Annotated in this window: 15 protein-coding genes; 8 read left to right on the forward strand and 7 right to left on the reverse strand. The window is 67.7% G+C overall.

The features are described 5' to 3' along the window. The first annotated feature begins 1 nt into the window (after position 1). On the forward strand, positions 2-2,086 hold the full coding sequence (locus G1H11_RS19285) for a hydantoinase/oxoprolinase family protein (protein WP_163820222.1): 2,085 nt from the start codon (positions 2-4) through the stop codon (positions 2,084-2,086). After that, on the forward strand, positions 2,079-3,875 hold the full coding sequence (locus G1H11_RS19290) for a hydantoinase B/oxoprolinase family protein (protein ID WP_163820223.1): 1,797 nt from the start codon (positions 2,079-2,081) through the stop codon (positions 3,873-3,875). The genes G1H11_RS19285 and G1H11_RS19290 overlap by 8 nt, the downstream gene beginning before the upstream one ends. Here G1H11_RS19290 and G1H11_RS19295 read toward each other — a convergent pair. Further along, the gene (locus G1H11_RS19295; RefSeq protein ID WP_163820224.1) at positions 3,856-4,551 is read right to left on the reverse strand and encodes a TetR family transcriptional regulator; all 696 of its coding nucleotides are present in this window, start codon (positions 4,549-4,551) and stop codon (positions 3,856-3,858) included. The genes G1H11_RS19290 and G1H11_RS19295 overlap by 20 nt on opposite strands. A 130-nt stretch (positions 4,552-4,681) precedes the next feature. Here G1H11_RS19295 and G1H11_RS19300 point away from each other — a divergent pair, with 130 nt between their 5' ends. Genes G1H11_RS19300 through G1H11_RS19315 form a run of 4 tightly spaced genes read left to right on the forward strand, consistent with a single transcriptional unit; the run spans position 4,682 to position 8,548 of the window. Beyond that, positions 4,682-6,040, forward strand: coding sequence for an aminotransferase class III-fold pyridoxal phosphate-dependent enzyme (locus G1H11_RS19300; RefSeq protein ID WP_163820225.1), 1,359 nt, complete (start codon positions 4,682-4,684; stop codon positions 6,038-6,040). Beyond that, a complete protein-coding gene (locus G1H11_RS19305; protein ID WP_216843933.1) occupies positions 6,037-6,579 on the forward strand; it encodes a VOC family protein in 543 nt (180 codons plus the stop codon). The genes G1H11_RS19300 and G1H11_RS19305 overlap by 4 nt, the downstream gene beginning before the upstream one ends. After that, entirely contained in the window at positions 6,576-7,580 is a 1,005-nt protein-coding gene (locus G1H11_RS19310; RefSeq protein ID WP_163820226.1) for a thiamine pyrophosphate-dependent dehydrogenase E1 component subunit alpha, read from the forward strand. The genes G1H11_RS19305 and G1H11_RS19310 overlap by 4 nt, the downstream gene beginning before the upstream one ends. Beyond that, positions 7,568-8,548 (forward strand): pyruvate dehydrogenase complex E1 component subunit beta, encoded by a 981-nt coding sequence (locus G1H11_RS19315; RefSeq protein WP_163820227.1) that lies wholly within the window; start codon positions 7,568-7,570, stop codon positions 8,546-8,548. The genes G1H11_RS19310 and G1H11_RS19315 overlap by 13 nt, the downstream gene beginning before the upstream one ends. A gap of 37 nt (positions 8,549-8,585) precedes the next feature. Here the strand turns inward: G1H11_RS19315 and G1H11_RS19320 are convergent, their stop codons facing one another. After that, a complete protein-coding gene (locus G1H11_RS19320; protein ID WP_163820228.1) occupies positions 8,586-9,020 on the reverse strand; it encodes a MarR family winged helix-turn-helix transcriptional regulator in 435 nt (144 codons plus the stop codon). A gap of 82 nt (positions 9,021-9,102) precedes the next feature. Between G1H11_RS19320 and G1H11_RS19325 the strand changes: the two genes are divergently transcribed. Further along, a complete protein-coding gene (locus G1H11_RS19325; RefSeq protein WP_163820229.1) occupies positions 9,103-10,200 on the forward strand; it encodes a nitroreductase/quinone reductase family protein in 1,098 nt (365 codons plus the stop codon). Between the two features lie 25 nt (positions 10,201-10,225). Here G1H11_RS19325 and lpdA read toward each other — a convergent pair whose 3' ends face one another. Both lpdA and G1H11_RS19335 read right to left on the reverse strand, forming a co-directional pair. Continuing rightward, on the reverse strand, positions 10,226-11,626 hold the full coding sequence (lpdA, locus tag G1H11_RS19330; RefSeq protein ID WP_163820230.1) for a dihydrolipoyl dehydrogenase: 1,401 nt from the start codon (positions 11,624-11,626) through the stop codon (positions 10,226-10,228). Positions 11,627-11,649: 23 nt separating this feature from the next. Next, on the reverse strand, positions 11,650-13,173 hold the full coding sequence (locus G1H11_RS19335) for an LLM class flavin-dependent oxidoreductase (RefSeq protein ID WP_163820231.1): 1,524 nt from the start codon (positions 13,171-13,173) through the stop codon (positions 11,650-11,652). A 91-nt stretch (positions 13,174-13,264) separates the two neighbouring features. Between G1H11_RS19335 and G1H11_RS19340 the strand changes: the two genes are divergently transcribed. Beyond that, positions 13,265-13,768, forward strand: a complete 504-nt coding sequence (locus G1H11_RS19340; protein WP_163820232.1) for a MarR family winged helix-turn-helix transcriptional regulator — start codon at positions 13,265-13,267, stop codon at positions 13,766-13,768. Here the strand turns inward: G1H11_RS19340 and G1H11_RS19345 are convergent. Genes G1H11_RS19345 through G1H11_RS19355 form a run of 3 tightly spaced genes read right to left on the reverse strand, consistent with a single transcriptional unit; the run spans position 13,761 to position 19,170 of the window. Next, a complete protein-coding gene (locus G1H11_RS19345; RefSeq protein ID WP_163820233.1) occupies positions 13,761-15,131 on the reverse strand; it encodes an FAD-dependent oxidoreductase in 1,371 nt (456 codons plus the stop codon). The two genes, G1H11_RS19340 and G1H11_RS19345, sit on opposite strands and share 8 nt — an antisense overlap. A gap of 23 nt (positions 15,132-15,154) precedes the next feature. Then, positions 15,155-15,850 carry an endonuclease NucS gene (nucS, locus tag G1H11_RS19350; RefSeq protein WP_163820234.1) on the reverse strand — a complete coding sequence of 232 codons (696 nt, stop codon included), beginning with the start codon at positions 15,848-15,850 and terminating at the stop codon, positions 15,155-15,157. A gap of 11 nt (positions 15,851-15,861) precedes the next feature. Then, complete coding sequence (locus tag G1H11_RS19355) at positions 15,862-19,170, reverse strand: error-prone DNA polymerase (protein ID WP_163820271.1); 3,309 nt, start codon at positions 19,168-19,170, stop codon at positions 15,862-15,864. Between the last annotated feature and the right edge of the window lie 25 nt (positions 19,171-19,195).

Below are 19,195 nucleotides of genomic sequence, written 5' to 3' on the forward strand. Positions count from 1 at the left end.
CATGGGATATCGGATCGCGGTCGACACGGGCGGCACCTTCACCGACGTGGTGGTGGCCGACCCGCACGGGCACCTGTTCTTCAGCAAGGGCCTCACCACGCCGGACCGGATGTTCGACGGTGCCTTGGAAGCGCTGAAGGTAGCTGCCGAGGAGATCGGCGTGGAGGTGCCCCGGATCATCCAGGATGCCGACGTCTTCGTCTACGGGACCACCCGGGCGACCAACGCCATCATCGAAAAGACCACCGCCACAACCGCTCTGTTCTGCACGGAGGGGTTCCCCGATGTGCTCACGCTTCGCGAAGGGGGAAAGCTCCAGCCGTTCAACTTCCGGCTCCCGTACCCCCAGCCGTACGTCCCGCGGCACCTCACCTTTGAGATCCGGGAGCGGGTGGATTCCCAGGGGAACACACTCATCGCGCTACAGGAGGACAGCGTCGCGCACGCGATCGCCGCCGCCCGCGCCGCGGGAGCCGAGGCGATCGCGGTCAGCCTGCTCTGGTCCATCGCCAACCCCGAGCATGAGCAGCGCGTCCGTCACCTGATCGAGGAGTCCTGGCCCGGCGTGCCGGTGACCTTGTCTCACCAGATCAATCCCACCATCCGGGAGTACCGGCGAACGTCGTCCACGGCGATCGACGCCTCCCTCAAGCCGCTGATGCAAGCCCACCTCACCGCCATCGAGGCGGACCTGGCCGCGGCCGGGTTCCAGGGCGACCTGGTGGTGGTCACATCGGCCGGAGGAGCCCTCACGGTCTCCGAAGTCGTCTCGCGCCCGCTGCACACCGTCAGCTCGGGCCCGTCGATGGCTCCGGTCGCGGCCCGGGCGTACGCCGACCACGACGCCCGCACACAGAACATCCTCGTGTGCGACGCCGGCGGAACGAGTTTCGACGTCAGTCTCGTCCAGGACGGCCAGATCAAGCGGACGCGAGAGACCTGGCTGGGCCCGAAGTACCAGGGACACATCACCGGGCTGTCATCCGTGGAGGTCACCAGCATCGGCTCTGGTGGCGGAAGCATCGCCTGGATCGACGACGGCGGCCTGCTGAACGTCGGCCCGGCCAGCGCAGGCTCCGTTCCGGGACCAGCCTGCTACGGCCGAGGCGGCACGGAGCCCACTGTGACGGACGCGGCCGTCGTCGTCGGATACTTCAACCCGGACCACTTCCTCGACGGGCGGCTGGCCCTGGATGCCGACGCCGCACGCGAGGCTATCCGATCGCGCGTGGCCGAACCGCTCGGGATCGACGAGACGGCCGCGGCCGAGGCCATCCTCGCTCTCGCCAACGAGGCGATGATCGGCGCCATCCGCGAGATCACCGTCAATCAGGGCGTCGACCCGAGAGAGTGCACTCTGGTGGCCGGCGGTGGCGCGGGCGGCCTGAACGCCGTCTATCTCGGCCGGGAGCTGGGATGTCCGCGCGTTCTGATACCGGCATCCGCGGGCGCCCTGAGCGCGTGCGGCGCACAGTTCTCCGACATCATCAACGACGTCACGGTGAGCCGTTTCGCCACCACCGCGTCGTTCGACCACGACAGTGTCAACGCGGTACTGGAGGAGATCGACGAGCGGATGGACGAGTTCGTCCGGAACCTGAACACGCGCGCCGACGTGGCCATCGACCGGGAGTACTCGGTGGAGGCTCGCTACCCGCATCAGGTGTGGGAGCTGGACGTCCCCCTGGACCGGGGCAGGGTCGAGACCGAAGCCGAGGTGGCGGAGATCGCGGCTCGCTTCCACGATGTCCACGAGCGGACCTTCGCGGTCAAGGAGGTGGGACAGGCCGTCGAGTGCCAGTACTGGCGCGGCCGGCTGACCGCCCGGCTGGCCAAGCCGCGTATTCACGACCGGGAGGGGGCCGGACCGAGCCCCGTGACTCACAGGCCGGCGGTGTTCGACGGCGCGGTGGTCCCGGAGACGCCCTGCTACCAGGGACGCACGCTGCCCGCCGGACTCAGCGTGCCGGGCCCGGCCATCATCGAGGAGCCGCTCACCACCATTGTCATTCCCCCCGGCACCCGGGCTCGGGTCATGCCGTCGGGGAGCTATCTCGTGGACACCGATTGGAGCGACGATGCCTGATCCCACCGACACTCGCGCCCGGGACCGGGCACCCGTCGATCCCGTGCTGCTCGCGGTACTGGCCAACCGGATGGACAGCATCGTCCGCGAGATGACCAACACGCTGCTGCGCACCGGCAGGTCCGCGATCCTGAACACGGCGAGAGACTTCTCCTGCTCCATCGTGACCGCCGACGACCGGCTGCTCTCGGCCGCCGAGGGTCTGCCCATCCATATCGTCGGCAGCGACCTCCTGACCCGGTCGATGCAGCGGTTCCACGACGACATCCGGGAGGGCGACGCGTTCCTGCACAACGATCCCTACAACGGCAACACCCACCACGCCGACCACACCATCCTCGTCCCGGTCTTCCACGATGGCGTCCACCTGTTCACCGCGGTGGCGAAAGCACACCAGGCCGACTGCGGAAACGCCGAACCGACCACCTACGCGGCACACGCCAAGGACATCTACGAGGAGGGGGCGCTGAACTTCCCGTGCGTCCGGGTTCAGCGTGAGCACAAGAACATCGACGACATCATCCGGATGTGCAGGCAGCGCATCCGGGTCCCCGATCAGTGGTACGGGGACTACCTGGCCGCGCTCGGCGCGGCCAGGATCGGCGAGCGGCGGTTGAAGGAGCTCGTCAAACGGTACGGTCCCGAGACGATCCGGAACTTCTGCGAGGAGTGGTTCGACTATTCCGAACGGCGGATGGTCCAGCAGATCTCGGCGCTTCCGGCGCTGACCATCAGCGGCTCCGGCGTGCACGACCCCCTGCCCGGGCTTCCGGACGGCATCCCGGTGACGGTCGAGCTGACGATTAAGCCGGACGAAGGGCGCATCGTCGCGGACCTCACACAGAACATCGACGCCGTGCCGAATGGCATGAACCTGTCCGAGGCCACGGCATTGAGCAGCGTCATCATCGGTATCTGCAACCAGTTGCCCACCCAGGTGCCCCACAACGACGGCAGCTTCCGGCGGATCGAGGTGAAGCTGCGGGAGAACTCGGTGGCCGGCATACCTCGGCATCCGACATCGTGTTCGGTGGCGACCACCAACGTGGCGGACCGGCTGATCAACGCGACGCAGGCCGCGTTCGCACAGCTCGGTGAAGGATTCGGGCTCGCCGAGGGCGCTCTCGGACAAGGCCCGGGATTCGGCGTAGTGTCCGGGCGTGACACCCGGTCCGGCGACGTGCCGTTCATCAACCAGGTGTACTTCGCCTCGTCAGGCGGACCCGGCACACCGGGCGAGGACGGATGGCTGTTCTACGGGATCCCGGTGGCCGCCGGCCTGATGTTCCGGGACAGTGTGGAGGTGGCCGAGCAGAAGTACCCGATACTTGTCGACGAGATCCGGCTTCTCGCCGACACCGAGGGAGCCGGCACCTTCCGGGGCGCGCCGGGCGCTCGGGTCAGCTTCGGCCCACTCGAATCTCCGGTCACAGTGGCGTACACGGTGGACGGCAACAGCCGGCCGCCAGCAGGTGTGCGGGGCGGGCAGGCGACCGTTCCGCACGATGTGCACCTGATTCACCCGGACGGATCCTGGCAGGAGCTGGTGACGGTGGGCGCGGTGGAGGTCCAGCCGGGCCAGAAGATCGTCAGCCGGACCAATGGCGGTGGCGGCTACGGCCCGCCGGAGGCACGAGATCCGCTACGGGTGCTCGATGACGTGCGCAACGGGTTCGTGTCGGCGGAACGCGCGCGCGAGGTTTACCGGGTGGCCGTAGTCGACGACGCCGCGAGCGGTTACGTCCTGAGCCTGGCGGAGACCGAGCGGCTCAGGACCTCTCGGCGGTAACGGCTTCCTCCGGCTTGACCAGGCACATCGCCATGGACCAGATGAAGGCCGCCACCTCGTCCGCTGTGGCACGTGAGCCGCCCCCGCTCACGTGCCACAGCTTCGCCCGGTCGCAGAGGGCGAGGATCGCGAGGGCGCGTTCCCGGGCTCCCGGCATATCCGAGAGCTCGCCGACCAGGGCCATCACGTAGGAGTGGTACAGCTCTTGCCGGGAGCGCAGCTCGACGGCGTAGTCGTTGGGTAGCTCGTCGTCGAGGCTGAACTGTTCGAGCGCCGTGTCCCAGGCGGCAGCCTTGTCGGCGAACTGCAGCTGCCAGTGCACGTGGCGGCCGAGAACGATGCGCAATTGCTCGGTGGTGTCGGCGTCGGTGGCCAGCGGCTGGGTCACGAATCGCAGGAACGCGTCGAAGATCTCGTCGAGCCCCTCCCGGAGGAGCTGTTCCTTCCCATCCGGAAAGTGCGCGTAGAGGCTGGCGGCCTTGATCCCGACCCGGGTAGCCACATGCCGCATCGAGGTGCCCGCGTAGCCGCGCCCGGCGAACAGGACGATCGCCGTCGACAAGATGCGCTCCCGGGTGTTCCCGCTCGGCTTCGCGGGTGTCTTGCTGAGGTGGAACAGGATGCGCAGCAGATGCTCACGGCTGTCAGACGGGGCGCTCTTCGCGTCGTGGCTCACGCGCCCATACTACGTGTTTCGTCACCTGCGCGAAACACCTCATTGACAATGTGCCTAACGATCGTTAGGTTGAATTCAGGAACGCTTAATGGAGCTTGAGCGGCCGGTATCGGGAGAAGCGAGGTAGTCCGTGAGCGTGCCGAGAGAGGCAAGACCTACCGCCGTCAGTGCCACGAACCTGACGTTCGATCGTTCGCGCTCCCACCATCAGGAGGCGGAGCGATATCTGGCTCGCGGCGTGTCGTCCGCGGCCCGCTGGCGGCGGATGCCGGTAGCGATCCGCGCCGCCAGCGGCGCGCATCTGGAGGATCTCGACGGCAACCGGCTCATCGACTGCGTGCTCGGCCTCGGGCCCATTCTGCTCGGGCACAACGACCCGCGGATCACCGAGGCGGTCATCGCTCAGCTGCGCCGAGGCGTCTCCATCGCCGCGGAACACGAAGGCGAAGGCCGGCTGGCGCAGATGCTCGTGGACCACATTCCATTCGTGGAGAAGGTGACCTTCGCGAGCACCGGCAGCGAGGCGGTGGCCGCGGCGGTTCGCATCGCGCGAGCTACCACAGCCCGGACGAAGATCCTCAAGTTCGACGGGCACTATCACGGCTGGCTCGATCCCGTCTTCGTGAACGTGCCGGGAGCCATGGCCCCGGTCTCCCACCCGGCCTTCGGGGCCCGGCACGCGGTCGCCGGACTCGCGGCGTCCGATGACGTCGTCGTGGTGCCCTGGAACGACACCGATGCGATCACCGAAGCGTTCAGCCGGCACGCCGCCGAGCTCGCGGCCGTGATCATGGAACCCCTGGCGCTGAACTTCGGCGTCATCCCCCCGGATCCGGGCTTCCTGGAGACGGTGCGCCGCCTGTGCGACCGGTCCGGAGCATTGCTCCTGTTCGACGAGGTGCTGTCCGGATTCCGGCTGGCCCACGGCGGCGCCGCCGAGATCCTGGGCGTCGAGCCGGACCTGGTGGTCTACGCGAAGGCTCTGGGCGCCGGGCAGCCGATCGCGGCGGTGGGCGGCACGGCAGCCGCCATGGCGTCGATCGTGCACGGGCCGGTCAAGCCCGCTGGAACGTACAGTGGCAATCCGGTGTCCGTCGCGGCCGGTATCGCCATGCTCGAGGTGCTGGAGGAACGCTCCAGCGGCCTGTACCGCCAGCTTGAGGCGGTCGGAGACGTCGTCGCCCAGGGTCTCCGGGAGGTAGCGGCCCGTCGAGGCATCCCCCTCGTGGTCCAGCGCGCCGGGTCCGTCCTGCAACTCCTGTGGAGTCCACGTGAGCCCGTCCGCTGTTACGCGGACGCCTTCCTGTCCGACGCCGAGATGGTGGCGCGGCTGTGCGAAGGAATGCTCCACCATGGCGTTCTCGCCGCTCCGCGCGGCCTGTTGCTCCTCAGCGCAGCGCACGGCCAGGCGGAGGCCGAGGCCGTCATCGCCGCCTTCGACGCCAGCTGCCATCGCCTTCTGGCCGCGGGTCAAGGATCGGTCGCATGAGTGCCGGCGTCGACGTCCCGCTGATCCGGATGAGCGCGGGCAGTGTCGGCCAGGTCGGCATTGTGGTCCGTGACCTCGAGGAAGCTGCCGAACGCTGGAGCGCGGGACACGACCCCGCGGCCGCGGTCTGGCGTGTGTGGACGTACGGACCCGCTACGTTGTCGGCCCAGACGTACCGTGGCGCGGCCGCGGCGTACAGCATGCGGATCGCGCTGCTGGGCCGTGGACCGCAAGTCGAGCTGGTGGAGCCCGTCGACGGGCCGAGCCTGTACCACGAATGGCTCGACCAGCACGGTCCAGGCGTGCAGCACCTGGGATTCCACGTGCCGTCGGTGGCGACGGCGATCATGGCCATGGAAGAGGCCGGCTTCCGGCTTCTGCAATCCGGCACCGGCACCGGCGCGGACGGCACCGGCGGCTTCGCGTACTTCGATACGCAGGCTCGCCTGGGCTTCGTCGCCGAGGCCATCGAGGTCCCGCGACGACGACGGGAGCCGGAGCACGTCATCGCATTGAGAACCGAGGAGGATTCACCATGACGGAGACGACGACCGTCGCGGCCATCCCGCGCCAGACCAGGCTGCGCATGTACCGTGACATCGTCCGAGTACGGCGCTTCGAGGAGCGGGCCTACAAGCTGTTCATGGACGGCCTGGTCAAGGGCACGTCACACCTGTCCATCGGCATGGAGGCGATCGCCGCGGGTTTCGGCGCCGCCATGAGGGACGACGACCTGACCTTCTGCACGTACCGGGGCCATGCGCACACACTCGTCCGGGGCACGCCGATGCCACGGGTGATGGGCGAATTGCTGGGCCGGTCCACCGGCGTGTGTGGCGGCAAGGGCGGCTCGATGCATCTGACCAGCGTGGAGCACGGCGTCATGGGCTCCTACGCGATCATTGGAGCGCACCTCCCCATCGCGGCCGGCGCCGCGTGGTCGGCGCAGTTGCGCGGTAGCGATCAGGTCACCGTCTGCTTCTTCGGCGACGGCACCACCAACATCGGCGCCTTCCATGAAGCGCTCAATCTGGCCGCCGTGTGGGAACTGCCCGTGGTGTTCGTCTGCGAGAACAACCTGTACATGGAGTACACCGCGATCGCCGACGTGACCGCCGTCGAGCGGCCGGCGGCGGACCGCGCCTCGGCCTACGGCCTCGCGCCCATCGTCGTGGACGGGAACGATCCGGAAGCCGTCCACGAACAGGCGGCCCGGGTCATCCAGCGGGCGCGGGACGGGGGCGGCCCGAGTCTGGTCGAGGCGCTCACGTACCGGCACGGCGGGCATTCACGGGCGGATCCGGGCACCTATCGGCCACAGGAGGAGATCGACGCGTGGCTGGCTCGCGATCCGGTGCCGTCGTACCGCCGGCGTTTGCTGGGCGACGGAGTCGCGGAGGACGAACTGGCGGCGATCGAGATGGAGGCTGACGCCGACGTCGACGCGGCTACCGAGGCGGCGCGGCAGGCGCCGTTCCCGGCCCCTGAGGAAGCATTCACCGATGTCTGGGCGGACGGAGGCTCATCGTGGCGGAACTGATCACTTACCGGCAGGCCGTGTCTCGGGCGATCGCGCAGGAGATGCGCCACGACGAGTCCGTCGTCTTCCTGGGCGAGGACGTCGCGGCTGCCGGCGGCGTGTTCAAGACGACCAAAGGACTGCTGGACGAGTTCGGCGACCAACGGGTACGGGACACCCCCATCTCCGAAGAGGCGATCCTCGGCGCGGCCATGGGTGCGGCGATGACCGGCATGCGCCCGATCGCCGAGATCATGTTCTCCGACTTCCTCGCCACCTGCTGGGACCTGGTGGCGGTGGAGATCGCCAAGATGCGCTACATGACCGCCGGCCAGGTCCGTGTGCCGCTGGTGGTTCGCACCGCGAACGGCGGCGGGCTACGCTTCGGCGCCCAGCACTCGCAGTCGGTCGAGAACTGGGCGATGATGATCCCCGGCCTGAAGGTGGTCGCGCCATCCACCCCGCACGACCTGATCGGACTGTTCGCGGCAGCCGTGCGAAGCGACGACCCGGTGATGTTCTTCGAGCAGAAGTCGCTCTATCCGGTCAAGGGCGAAGTCCCGGACGGCGAGATCGTCGACCAGCTCGGCACCGCACGGACGGTGCGGGCGGGGACCGACGTGACCGTCGTCGCGCTGGCGGCCATGGTTCCCCGAGCGGTTGCCGCGGCGAGCGTCCTGCACGATGAACACGGCATATCGGCCGAGGTCATCGACCTCAGGTCACTCGTGCCACTGGACACGGCCACGCTGCTGCAGTCCGTGGCGCGTACCGGACGGATCGTCACAGTCGAGGAGAACCCCCGCCTGTGCGGCTGGGGAGCAGAGATCGTGTCGATCGTGGGCGAGGAGTGCTTCGACGCCCTTCGCGGCCCGATGGTCCGCGTCACCACGCCTCACATTCCGCTGCCCAGCGCGGACGCGCTTGAGGACGCAACCCTTCCGTCGGTAGACCGCATCGTCGAGGCGGTGGTCAAACTCTGCCGCTGACAACAAATGCCAAGGTGACAGCACCAAAATCCTCGAATCAACCGGCCGCGAGCAGCCGGGCAAGAAGCCGCCTGAGCGAGGCATGCCCGCGCACGCCAAGGATCTCATCGAGCCGGCGTTCAATGCCCTGGATAGTGGCGATACCCGCCGCGATGCACTGCTCCCCCAGCGGCGTCAGGGCGATCAGCTTCGCCCGCCGATCGGTCGGATCCGGTTTCCGCTCGACGTAGCCCAGCTCCTCCAGTTCGTCGACCAGCTCGCCCATCGCCTGAGGTGACATGTTCGCGCCTCGGGCCAGGGCGGTGAGGCGGCTTCCTTCGCGGCGGATCTGGGAGAACACCGCCGAGTGGGATGGCTTCTGCGGGTAGCCCGCACCAACGACACCGTCGACTATCTGGAAACCCAGCAGGCTGTAGGCGCGCCCGAGCATGGCGATCGTGTTGTCGGCCTGTTCCGGTGGGTCTTGCGGCATGACCACTTCCTCATGTATACCTGATTATCAGGCATACTTTAATACCTTCGATCGTCGAAGTGACGATGGACCGGAGCGTCCGATGAGTGCCACCACCGCGCACCAACCCGCCCGCACCGAGGAGATGGCGGTCGTCCACAGGGTGTTCCGGCAAGGCTTCCCGATGGTCGCGGAGCTGGTGAGGGGCACACCGCCGGGCGCAACCGCGCGCTCCGAGCCGATCGCGGCGCACCTGGACTTCCTGCTCCGCGGGATCCATCACCACCATACGGGCGAGGACACGAACATCTGGCCACTGCTACTCGAGCGCGCCGCACCGCAGGCGGAGCTGATCGACCGGATGGAGGCGCAGCATGCGGTCGTCGACGACCGATCCGCCCGGGTCCGCGCACTACTGGATGCCTGGCGACCGTCGGCGACTCACGGGGAACCACTCGCGGCGGCGATCGACGAATTCACCCTTGCCCTGGTCGAGCACCTCGACGACGAGGAGGCGCACGTTGTACCGCTGATCCGGACCCACGTCACCGCTGCGGAGTGGGAGAGATTCGGCCAGGAGACGTTCGAGAAGTTCACAAATCCCGAGAAGCTGATCGCCACCGGCACCCTCGAGGACGTGGCGACCGCCGAGGAGGCCGCATGGTTCACCGGCGGATTGCCAATCCCGATCAAGGTGATGTGGCGACTCGCCGGCCGCCGCAAGTACGCCAGGTACATCGCGGGCGTCCGCGGCACGCCACGCCCTCGTCCCCTGCTCCGGCAGCTGTTCCGAGGTCTCAACCGCCTCGCCGTCGCGCTCTACCGCCGCTCAGGCGGCAGGATCGGCGGCACGGCGAAGGGCATTCCCGTCCTGCTCATCACCGCGCCGGGTCGCCGAACAGGTTCACCCCACACCGTCCCGGTGGCGTACATCGAGCACAACGGCGGATACATCGTGACCGGGTCTGCTGGCGGCGCGAATGCCGAGCCGCAGTGGTTCCGCAACGTCCGTGCCACCGATCGGGTCCGGATCGAGATCGGCCACGAGTCGTACGACGCCGACGTGCTGGTGCCCGACACCACCGGCCGCGACTTGCTGTGGCAGGACGTGGTGCTTAACCGGGCGCCGTTCTTCTCGAAGTATGAGGAGAAGGCCGCCCGGACAATCCCGGTAGCCGTGCTGACTCCGCGCCAGACCTGACTGACGGTAGGTCAGAGCTTTACACTCACATGTTGATCATGTGGCCGGCGAGGCCGTGGATGGCTTCCTGGATCGACTCGGACAGGGTCGGATGCGCGTGGATGTTGCGGGCGACCTCGTCTGCGGTGAGATCCCACTTCTGCGCCAGCGTCAGCTCCGGAAGCAGCTCGGTGACGTCCGGGCCGATCATGTGCGCGCCGAGCAGCTCGTTGTACTTGGCGTCGGCGATGACCTTGACGAACCCGGCCGTCTCTCCCAGGCCGTGCGCCTTGCCGTTGGCCATGAACGGGAATTTCGCCACCTTGACGTCGTAGCCCTTCTCCTTCGCCTGCTCCTCGGTGTAGCCGAAGCTGGCGATCTGCGGCTGGCAGTAGGTGGCCCGCGGCACCATGACGTAGTCGATCGGCATGGTCTCCGCCCCGGCGATGGACTCGGCGGCGACGACGCCCTGCGCCTCGGCCGTGTGCGCCAGGAGCAGCTTGCCGGTGGCGTCGCCGATGGCGTAGATGTGCGGAACCGAGGTCTGCATGTAGTCGTCGATCTCGATGGCGCCCCGCTCGGTGAGCTTCACGCCGGTCTTGTCCAGGCCGTAGCCCTCGACCCGCGGTGCGAACCCGATAGCCTGCAGGACCTTGTCGGCCTCGAGCACTTCCTGCTTGTCACCGCTGGTGACAGTGACCTTGACCTTGTCGCCCGAGTCGTCGATCGAGTCCACCCGCGTGGACGTGCGCACCGTGACGCCGAGCTTCTTGAACTGGCGGGCCAGTTCCTTGGAGACGTCCGCGTCCTCAAGCGGCACCATCCGGTCGAGGAACTCGACGATGGTGACGTCGACGCCGTAGTTGGCCATCACGTAGCCGAACTCGACGCCGATGGCGCCCGCACCGGCGATGATGACACTGCCGGGCAGCTCGCTCTGCATGATCTGCTCTTCGTAGGTGACCACACGCTCACTGAGCTCAGTGCCGGGCAGCAGCTTGGTGGTGGCGCCCGCAGCAATGATGCAGTGCTCGAAGGTGACGGTCTCGTTGCCGCCGCCGTTGAGGGAGACGTCGAGAGTGTTGGCGTCGGTGAAGGTCCCCCAGCCGTCGAACTCGGTGATCTTGTTCTTCTTCATCAGGAAGTGCACGCCCTTGACGCGGCCCTCGGCCACCTCTCGGCTGCGCTCATAGGCCTTGGTGAAGTCGACCTTCACCTCACCGTCGAAGCTGATGCCGAACGTGGCGGCGTCGTTCTTCACCAGGTGAGCGAGTTCGGCGTTGCGCAGCAACGCCTTGCTCGGGATGCATCCCACGTTGAGGCAGACCCCGCCCCAGTACTTGGACTCCACCACAGCCACGGACTTGCCAAGCTGTGCGGCGCGGATGGCGGCGACGTACCCGCCGGGCCCCGCACCCAGGACGACGACATCGAAGTGCGCACTCATAGAGGACAGCCTAGGGCCTCGGGTCAGTGAGATCCGAGCCGGGCAAGGGGTTCGACGAGCTCTCGCTCCTCGTAGGAGAGGTGGGAGAGCAACGCGTCCGTGAGCAGATCCACGGCTTTGCGCAGTTCAACAATCCCTGCCGTGCCTGCCACTAGCGCGACCAGGGCCTGGTCGACCCGCTCGAGCACCCCGTGAATGGCCACGTGTTCGGCTTCGAGCCGGTCGATCACCGGCACGAGTCTCGAGTCCGCTCGGCGCAGGTGCGGAAAGAGTGTCCGGTCCTCGAGGGTGTGGTGAGTGGTGACCACCCGGCAGTACGACTCGCAGTACGTGCCCAGCGTCCAGTTGTTCTGGCGCATCGTCATCGTGTTGATGTGCGAGCGCGCCGCACCGGCCTCGAGCGATCCCGCCGCCACCTGCTCGATGAGCCCCCTGAGCTCGGTGAGCTCGGCCCGGAGATGGTCATGGACATCGATCAGATGACGCCCGCTCGCCTGCTCGTGCGCCGTGTACACGCGTCCGGCCTCGGGCGCCGGGCCCGCCGGCCGGTCATCCTCGTTCCAGACCCGTTCCGCGCTCAAGCGGTCGCCATCGTCCGGCGTAGGCGTCACACCGAATGCGGTCCCGGGTGCTTCCGGCATCGACCAGGCTCCATCACCGCCCGCCCGTTCCTGATCCACCAGCTCGCGAACAGCTGGAACCACCTCGGCGGCGAACCGGCGGATCGTGTCCGGGTCATCACTGGCGAGGATGTAGGCGCTCATACCCTCGATGACGGTCAGCTCGGCCAGCTGTTCCGCCCACACGGCCGCAGGCCCCGTCAAGAACTCCGCACCCGTTCCGGAGAACGAGCCGCCGATGTTGTAAAGGCGACGGACGAGCGCTGGGTCACGACCGGCTTCCGCGGCCGCGTCGTCGACGATCTTGTTCATTCCGGCCAGCTGCTCTGGTCCCGCGTAGAACGAACTGGGCAGCCACCCGTCGGCGAGCGCTCCGGTGACGCGCAGCATCCGCGGCTTGTAGGCGCCGAGCCAGATGCCGATCTCGTGCGGCGTCACGGGCCCGGGCTTGGCGCCCCACACCCGGTAGTGCTTCCCGTCGATACGCACCGGCCCGCCGTCGTGCCGCCAGATGGACCGGATGATCTCAATCGCTTCCTCCAGGGCCGCCACACTCTCACCCGGGGTGCGTTTCGGCGCCCCCATGGCGACCGCCGCTTCCCCGAACGCGCCGGCACCCAAACCCAATTCGAACCGGCCGCCGCTCAGAGCGTCGAGACTCGCGGCGCTGCGGGCGAGAACCGCGGGTGGCCGCAATGGGAGATTGGCGACGTTGGGTGCTACGTGAATCCTGCTGGTCCGTGCCGCAATGACGGACAGCAGCGTCCAGGTGTCCAGGAACGCAGGCTGGTACGGGTGATCCTGAATGGTGACCAGGTCGAGCCCCACGTCCTCGGTGAGCTGGGCCAAGGCAAGGACACGCTGTGGGTCGGCAGCCGTGGGCGTAAGGAACGTTCCGAAAAGGAGGTCGTGGCCGTAGTCGGGCATGAAATCATCCAATCGTCTGCTATGCAGATTATATACGTACCCGAACATCTCCCTGCCCACGCGGAATTCCCGGGCGCCCTACACTGGGGACATGGTCACAGCGCCGGATCATGACGAGAGAACGGGCCTGGAGAGAGACCTCGGCTGGGCTCTCGGCCGGGTCTTCAGGACCTACGTCAAGACGTTCGACGCTGCCCTCGACCGCCTTCCCGGCGGCCCGCGTGGCTACCAGATCCTGGCGGCCGTCACCCGAGCCACTCCGCCCACGCAACTGGCCCTGGCCAACCGCCTTGGCATCGACCGGACGGTCATGACCTATTTGCTGGACGATCTCTGCCAAGCAGGATTGGTGGAACGACAGGCCGACCCGGCGGACCGGCGCGCACGCAGGATCGTCGCCACCCGCAAGGGTGAGAATGTCCTCGCCAGTTTGGAACGCCACCTCGCCGGAGCAGAGGAACACCTGCTGTCGCCACTGGACGAGGACGGCAAAGCGACGCTGCGCGCGCTTCTCCAGCAGGTAGCCGAGCACATTCAGCGCGTCGACCCGGTGGCCAGCACCTGCGACGTCGTCGACGAGATCCGCGCTAAGTGAGCTTGTCCGCCGCCTTGCGCGCGGCGATCTGAACCGGATCCCACACAGGAGAGAACGGCGGCGCGTAGGACAGGTCCGTCATCGCCACGTCCATGACGGTCATCTCGTTCCACAGCGCCATCGCCAGGACGTCGATCCGTTTGGCCGCGTCCTCCTTGCCGACGATCTGCGCCCCCAGCAGCCGTCCTCCCGGCCGTTCGGCGAGCACTTTCACAGTCAACGGCTCCGCACCGGGGTAGTAGCCGGATCGCGTGGTCGACTCGATCGTCACGGCCACGTACTCCAGGCCCGCCGCATCCGCGTCCACCTCCCGGAGACCGGTCCGGGCGATCTCCAGGTCGCAGATCTTGCTGACCGCCGTGCCGACGATTCCGGGGAAGGTCGCATCGCCGCCGCCGAGATTGGTTCCCAGGACGCGGCCCTGCTTGTTCGCGTGTGTGCCCAGCGGAACGTGCACATAGGCGCCTCGCACCCGGTCGAACGTCTCCACGCAGTCACCGGCTGCCCACACGTTCTCCGTGCCCCGCACCCGAAGCCGGTCGTCAACCCGGATCCCCCCGCCGGCACCCAGCGGGAGGCCGGCAGCACTCGCCAGTTCCGACGCCGGGCGCACGCCGATGCCGAGAACGACGACGTCCGCGTCGACCTCACCGGATTCCGTGACGAGTCGGCGGACGTGGCCGTCGCCGCCGGCCTCGAACGCCTCGACCCCCGTCTCGGTCCGGACGTCGATCCCCATGCCGATCATGGCCATCCGCACGCTCTTACCGAGATCCGGATCGAGCGTGGTCATCGGCTCCGGCTCCTGCTCCACCACGGTGACGTGCATACCGCGGCGCACCAGGGCCTCCGCCATCTCCAGCCCGATGTACCCGGCGCCCACCACCACCGCGGTGCGCGGTTTCCTGATCCCCAGGTAATCGATCACCGCGGCGCCGTCGTCCAGGGTCTGCACACCGAAGATCCCCCGGGCCTCGATGCCCGGAAGGTCCGGTCGGACCGGGACGGCGCCGATGGCCAGGACCAGCTGATCGAACCCGAGCCGCTCCCGGCGGTCGTCGTCGATCCCGGCGACCTCCACGGTGCCGGCAGCGAGGTCGACCGACTCCGCGACCGTGCCCAACCGCACGTCGATGCCGTTCGCCCGATGCTCCTCCGCCGTCCGCGCGATCAACGCGTCGGGACCGTCGACGTCGCCCGCCACCCAATAGGGAATGCCGCAGGCCGAGTACGACGTCCAGCGCCCCCGGTCCACCGCCACGATCTCCAGTTCTCGTCCGCGTCCCGCGGCGGTCCGCAATGCCTGCGACGCGGCGCTCATGCCGGCGGCGTCGGCGCCGATGACGACGATGCGTTCAACCATGTCGCCAGCCTGGCACGGATCACTCAGAACAGGCGGGTGCTGGGGTCGTCGACCCCGCGCAAGGCGTCGTAATCCACCGTCACACACGTGATGCCCCGGTCCGTGGCCAGTGTCCGTGCCTGCGGCTTGATCTCTTGTGCGGCGAACACTCCGCGGACTGGGCTGAGATGCGGATCCCGGTTGAGCAGCTCCACGTATCGGGTCAGCTGCTCGACACCGTCGATCTCTCCGCGACGCTTCACCTCGACCGCGACGGCGACACCGGCGTCGTCCCGGCACAGCAGGTCGACGGGGCCGATGGGTGTGGGGTACTCGCGGCGTACCAGCCGCCAGCCCACACCGAAGGTCTCCACCTGCTCCGCCAGCAGCTTCTGCAGGTGCGCTTCGACGCCGTCCTTGACCAGGCCGGGATCCACACCCAGGTCGTGGTCGGCGTCGTGCAGTACCTCGTGGATGCTGACGACGAGGCGATCGTCGCTCTTGCTGTTCTGCACCGTCCACACGGCTGTGACGCCGGCCTCGGCGGCTTCCTCGTCCGGCTCAGCCACCACCAGGGTGCAGGGCGGGCTCATCCAGTTCAGCGGCTTGTACGAGCCGCCGTCGGAGTGCACCAATACGCTGCCGTCGGCCTTGACCATGATCAACCTGGTGGCCAGCGGCAGATGGGCGGTGAGCCGACCGGCGTAGTCCACCTGACATTTCGCGATGACGAGACGCACGAGAGACGACGCTACCGGAAGTCACGGCTGCCGGTACTCCCCGTGACCTTCAACGGTGCCAGCCGGATGGCGAGCAGGTTGATCGCGCCGTCGGAACGTTCGAGCTTGCCGTCGACGAGGACCGCGGTCGACTCCAGGGCTATCTTGCGCTGCCGCTGCCACACCCCCGGCGGACAGATCACGTTGACCATGCCACTTTCGTCCTCGACATTCATGAACACCACCCCGCCGGCGGTCGGCGGCCGCTGCCGATGGGTGATCAAACCGCCGACCATGAGCCGTCGCCCGTCGCCGAGGTGGCGCAGGTCGCCGGCGCGGACGGCTCCCCATGTGTCCAGCAGCTCACGCACATGCTGGACCGGGTGGCTGTCGGGAGACACGCCTGTGGCCCACAGATCCGCGAAGGTCTGTTCTACGGCGGTCATCTTGGGCAGTGCCGGCGGCGCCGAGCCCGGCGTCGTCCCCGGCAACTGATCCGAGCGATCGTGGACCAGCGCGCCGACCGCCCAGAGCGCCTCTCTGCGGTCAAGGCCGAAGCAGCCGAACGCGCCCGCCGTGGCGAGCGATTCGAGGACCGCCAACGGCACCGTGCAACGACGCACCAGGTCCGCGATGTCGTCGAATGGTCTCGCGTCGGCGATCCGCTGAGCGACGTCCGTCCCGAGTCCACGAACCGTGGACAATCCCAGGCGAATCGCGGGCTGCGGGCTCTCCGGAGCGTGCGGATGATCGGACTCCACCGGGAGATGCTCTTCCAGAGTCGCCTTGACATCGCTGGCGTTGACGTCGACGCCCCGGACGGTCACCCCGTGCCGCCGGGCGTCCTCCACCAGGGTTTGCGACGAGTAGAAACCCATCGGCTGGTTGTTGAGCAGTGCCGTGGTGAACACCGCGGGGTAATAACGCTTCAGCCAGGAGCTGGCGTAGACGAGATAGGCGAAGCTGTACGCGTGGGACTCGGGGAACCCGTAGCTGGCGAAGCCGAACAGCTTGCCGTAGATGTCGTTGGCGACGTCGGCCGGGATGCCGTTCTTCGCCATCCCTTCGAGCAGGCGTGCACGCAGCCGCTCGATCCGTTCCGGCGACCGTTTCGAGCTCATCGCCTGACGTAGCTGATCGGCTTCCTTCGGCTGAAAGTCGGCGCAGTCGATGGCCAGCTGCATCATCTGCTCCTGGAACAGCGGCACGCCCTTGGTCCGCTCGAGCGCGGGCTTCATGCTCTTGTGCGGATAGGTGACCTCCTCTTGGCCATTCTTACGCCGGATGTAGGGGTGGACCGACCCACCTTGAATCGGTCCCGGCCGGATCAAGGCCACCTCGATGACCAAGTGGTAGAACGTGCGCGGCTTCAGCCGGGGCAGCGTCGCCATCTGGGCTCGGGACTCCACCTGGAAGACACCGATCGTGTCGGCGTCACACAGCATGTCGTACACGGCCGGGTCCTCGGCCGGGAGGTCTCGCAGGGTGTGGTCGAGCTGATGGTGCTCCCGCAGAAGGTCGAACGACTCCCGCAACGCGGACAACATGCCGAGGCCGAGCAGATCGAACTTGACCAGCCCCGCGGCCGCGCAGTCGTCTTTGTCCCACTGCAGCACGCTGCGCCCCGGCATGGTGGCCCACTCGACCGGGCACACCTCACCCACCGGGCGATCGCACAGCACCATGCCACCTGAGTGAATCGACAGGTGCCGCGGCAGCCGCAGCATCCGGTAGACCAGCCTGACGACGTCCTCGGGGATTCCGACGTCGTCCGCGATCGGTTCGTGATAGCCGACATGGCGTGACCAGCCGTCCACCTGACCAGGGCTGTACCCGAGCGCCCGGGCCACGTCCCGCAGCGCCATCCGTAGCCGGTAGGTGTTCACGTTGGCCACCTGCGCCGCGCGGTGCCGTCCATAGCGCTCGTAGACGTACTGGATGACCTCTTCGCGGCGGGCGTTCTCGATGTCGATATCGATGTCCGGCGGCCCGATACGGTCGTCGGTCAGGAAACGTTCGAAGAGCAGATCATGCTGAATGGGGTCCACGGCGGTGATGCCGAGGGCGTAGCAGACAGCGGAGTTGGCCGCCGAGCCCCGGCCCTGGCAGAGGATGCCCATCCGCTCGCAGAACTGCGTGATCTCGTAGACGATCAGGAAGTATCCGGGAAAGCCGAGCCGCTCGATGACCTCCAGCTCATGCTCGATCTGCTTGTACGCCTTTCTGGTGGCCTCGGTGCCGCGCGGCCCGTAGCGCTTCCGCGCACCCTTCTCCACCTCTTGACGCAAGAAGCTCGCGTCGGTGTGGCCGTCCGGAACGTCACGCTCCGGGAGCTCCGGAGCGATGAGCGCGATATCGAAGGCACACGCCCGGGCCAGCTCCGCCGTCGCCTGCCTGACCCCCGGAAACCGGGCCAGCCGCTCCTCCATCTCAGCACCGTTGCGGATGTGCGCCGTACCGTTGGCCGGAAGCCAGCCGGCGATCTCCTCCATGCTGTCCCGCGCCCGGACAGCCGCGAGAAGCTGCGCCAGATCAGCGTCGCCAGGGCCCGCGTAATGCACATTGTTCGAGGCGACAACGCCTACCCCCACCTGCCGGGCCAACGCGAAGAGCGCGTCGTTGCGAGCGTCGTCGAGCGGGTGATCATGGTCGATCAGCTCGACGAAGACGTTCTCCACGCCGAACAGGTCAACCAACCGGCACAGCTCCTCCTCGGCCGCCGCCGGGCCGTCGCGATCCAGCGCAGCCGGGACGAGCCCCTTGCGGCATCCGGTCAGGACGGCCCAGTGGCCGTCGTGCCGTTCGGCCAGCTGGTTCAGGTCATAGGCGGGCCGCCCCTTCTCCCCACTCATCTGCGCGTCGGTGATGGCGCCGGCAAGTCGCCCGTACCCCTCCGGGTCCCGGGCGAGGACGAGCAGATGGTGTCCCTCCGGATCAGGCACACCGGCCTGCCGTGTCCTCAGCTCCAGGCTGAGCTCGGCACCGAACACGGTGTGCAGCTTCCTCCCGGACAGCTCGAACGCCTCCCGAGCTGCTTCCGCGAAACGCACTACTCCGTACATGCCGTCGTGGTCGGTGATGGCGAGTGTCTCGACACCCTGCAAGATCGCCTCGATGACGAGAGCCTCGGGCTCCGACGCCCCGTCGAGGAAGCTGTAGGCCGAATGGCAGTGCAGTTCAGCCCACGCCGGTCCGTCGTTGACAGGAAGCGACAGGCCCGTCGCCTCAGGAGCAGGGTTCACCTCCCGGGGCAGCTTCTCACCGTCGCTGCGCCAGCCGGTCCCCCACGACAACGCCTTCTCGAACTCGCGCCAGGGAATCGACGGATTATGCCAACCCATGGCGTCTTTCGACATTCATCGAGTG

The sequence above is a fragment of the Phytoactinopolyspora alkaliphila genome, from assembly GCF_010550695.1.
Lineage (GTDB): Bacteria > Actinomycetota > Actinomycetes > Jiangellales > Jiangellaceae > Phytoactinopolyspora > Phytoactinopolyspora alkaliphila.